Source organism: Streptosporangium minutum (assembly GCF_002149035.1).
Lineage (GTDB): Bacteria > Actinomycetota > Actinomycetes > Streptosporangiales > Streptosporangiaceae > Streptosporangium > Streptosporangium minutum.
The window spans coordinates 1-3422 of record NZ_NGFP01000433.1 but is presented as its reverse complement, the minus strand read 5'-3'; the positions used below and the strand labels follow the sequence as shown (position 1 = coordinate 3422).

At 73.6% G+C, this 3422-nt stretch carries 1 protein-coding gene; it reads left to right on the top strand.

Annotated features, from left to right (window positions below):
- Positions 1–3422, top strand: a 3422-nt coding sequence (locus CA984_RS43140; RefSeq protein WP_165781640.1) for a condensation domain-containing protein, incomplete at both ends; no start/stop codon positions are given.

The following is a 3422-nucleotide window of genomic DNA, read 5'->3' as shown; positions in this document are numbered from 1 at the left end:
GAAGATGGTCGGGGTCGCGTGGCTGGATGCCGGGCCGGAGATCTCGGGCAGGCTGGTGCTCACCGTGCACCATCTGGCGGTCGACGGTGTGTCGTGGCGGATCCTGCTGCCTGATCTGTTCGCGGCCTGGGAGGCGGCCGCGCGGGGAGCCGTCCCCGAGCTGGCTGCGGTCCCGACCTCCTTCCGCACCTGGGCCCACCGCCTCCAGGACGAAGCCCGCGACAGGGACGAGGTCCGCGACAGAGGTGAGGCCCGTGACGGGGGCGAGGCTCCCTACAGGGAGGAGGTCCGCGACAGAGGCGAGGCCCGCGACAGGGCCGCCGAACTCGACCGCTGGATCGAGATCCTCGACGGCCCCGCCGGGGACGGGAGCGCGACTCCCCGGCAGTGGGGGACGTGGGGCGAACGGCGCGAGACGGTCGTGGAGCTTCCGGCCGAGGTGACGAGACCGCTGCTCGGCAAGGTCCCCGGGGCGTTCCACGGACGGGCCGACGACGTGCTGCTCGCGGGGCTCGCGGCGGCGGTCGCCCGATGGAGCGGGGACCGGTCGGTCCTGGTCGACCTGGAAGGACACGGCCGGGAGGAGATCTTCCCCGGCGTCGACCTGTCCAGGACCGTCGGCTGGTTCACCGCCATGCATCCCGTGCGGATCGACGCCGGCCCCGTCGACTGGGACGACCTCAGGAACGGCGGCCAGAGCGCGGCCCAGGCCGTCAAGCGGGTCAAGGAGCAGCTCCGCGCCCTGCCCGACCCCCTGAGCTACGGCCTGCTCCGCTATCTCAACCCCCGCACGGCGCCCGTCCTGGCCGCCCTGCCCCGGCCCGAGATCGGCTTCAACTACCTCGGCCGCATCACGACCTCGGGCCAGGACTGGGAACCGGCGACGGACGGGCCGTCCGGCGGGCTGTCCGGCGGCCAGGACGCCGGCGCCCCGCTCAGGCACGGCATCGAGATCAACGCGATCGCCCTCGGCGACACCCTCCGCGTCACCTGGACCTGGTCGCCGCACCACTACACCGAGGACCGGATCGTCGAGCTGGCCAACGCCTGGTCGGAGGCGCTGACCGGCATCTCCCGGCACACCGGCGGCGGCCTCACCCCCTCCGACGTCACCGTCCGGCTCACCCAGGACGACCTCGACGGCTTCGGCCCCGACCTCCAGGACGCCTGGCCGCTCGCCCCCCTCCAGCGGGGCCTGTTCTTCCACTCCCTGCTGGCCGTGGACGTCTACACCGCCCAGCTCGTACTGGACCTCACCGGCCCCCTCGACGCGTCCAGGCTCAGAGCCGCCGCCGAACGCCTGGTCCACAGGCATCCCAGCCTGCGCGTCTCCTTCGAGTTCCGCGACGGACCCGTCCAGCTCGTGCACCGCCGGGTCGAGGTCCCCTGGCGGGAGGTCGCCACCGCCGACGCCGCCGGCGTGGCCGCCGAGGAGCGGGCCCACCGCTTCGACCTCTCCAGAGCGCCGCTGCTGAGGTTCGCCCTGGTACGGCTCGACGCGGACAGGCACCGGCTGATCCTGACCAACCATCACATCCTGCTCGACGGCTGGTCCACCCCGCTGCTGGCCGCCGAGCTGTTCGCCCTCTACACCGGGGCCGAACCCCCCGCGGCCCCGCCGTACAAGGGGTATCTGGACTGGCTGGCCCGCCAGGACCACGCGGCGGCGGTGGAGGCCTGGGACCGTGCCCTGGACGGCCTGGACGATCCCACGCTGGTCGCCCCGCACGCCCCCGCCGACCCCGTGCCGCCCGGCCGCGTCACCGCCGAGCTCGCCGAAGGCCCGACCCGGGCGCTCACCACACTGGCCCGTACGCACTCCACCACGCTGAACACCGTCATGCAGGCCGCCTTCGGACTGCTGCTCGCCCAGCTCACCGGCGGCGACGACGTCGTCTTCGGCGGCACCGTCTCCGGCCGGCCGCCCGAGCTGCCCGGCGTCGAGCGGATGGTGGGCCTGTTCATCAACACGCTGCCGGTCCGGGTACGGCTCCGCCCGGCCGAATCGGTGGGAGACCTGCTCCGCAGGCTCCGTGACGAGCAGGCCGAGCTGCTGGCCCACCACCACCTGGGGCTGACCGAGATCCACCGCGGCGTCCTGTTCGACACGCTGCTGGTGATGGAGAACTACCCCCTGGACCCGCGCACCGCCATCGGGGATCTCCGGCTGACCTCGGCGGACGTGGCCGACGCGACCCACTATCCGATCACGCTGCTGGTCATCCCGGGGGAGCGGCTCCGCTTCCGGCTGCAGTACCGGCCCGACGTGTTCACCGAGGCGGAGGCCGAGGGAATGCTGGACCGGTTCCGGCGCCTGCTCACCACGTTGGCCGCAGCGCCGGACACCGCCGTCGGCCGCCTCGACGGGCTCTTCCGCGACGAGCGGGAGCTGCTCCTGCGCGACTGGAACGACACGGCGGCGGCCGTACCCGAGGCGACGCTGGCCGGGCTGTTCGAGGACCAGGTCGCGCGGACCCCGGACGCGACGGCGCTGGTGTCCGAGGGCGTGGAGCTGAGCTATGCCGCGTTCAACGCGCGGGCGAACCGGCTGGCGCGGCTGCTGGCCGAGCACGAGGCCGGGCCCGAGCGGGTGGTGGCGCTCATGCTGCCCCGGTCGCCGGACCTGCTGGTCGCGATGTACGCGGTGGTCAAGGCGGGCGCCGCCTACCTGCCGATCGACCCCGACCTTCCGGCCGGGAGGATCGCGTCGATGCTTGAGGACGCGCGCCCGGTCCTCGTCATCGACCGGGACTGGCTGGCCGGCGCGGACGTGTCCGGGCGTCCGGCGGAGAACCTGGACGTACGGCCGTCACCGGACAACCCCGCCTACGTGATCTACACCTCGGGCTCGACCGGACGGCCCAAGGGCGTCGTGGTCTCCCACCGGTCGATCGTCAACCGCCTGCTGTGGACGCAGTCCCGGTACGGCCTGCGCGCCGACGACCGGGTCCTGCAGAAGACCCCGGCCGGGTTCGACGTGTCGGTCTGGGAGTTCTTCTGGCCGCTCCAGACCGGTGCCGCCCTGGTGATCGCCCGGCCCGGCGGCCACCGGGACCCGGCCTACCTCGCCGGGCTGATCGACGCGGAACGCGTCACGACCGTCCACTTCGTCCCGTCCATGCTCGCCGTCTTCCTCGCCGCCGTCGCGGACGGCCCGGCGCCGGCCTCCCTCCGGCGGGTCATCTGCAGCGGCGAGGCGCTCCCGCCGGAAGTCGCCGACCAGGCGGTCGCGCGGCTGGGTGTCCCGGTGCACAACCTCTACGGCCCGACCGAGGCCGCGGTGGACGTCACCTCCTGGGAGCACCGTCCCGAGCCGGACGCCGGGTCCGTCCCGATCGGCCGCCCGGTCTGGAACACCCGCGTCTATGTGCTGGATCCGTGGTTGCGGCCGGTTCCGGTGGGGGTGGCCGGGGAGCTGTACC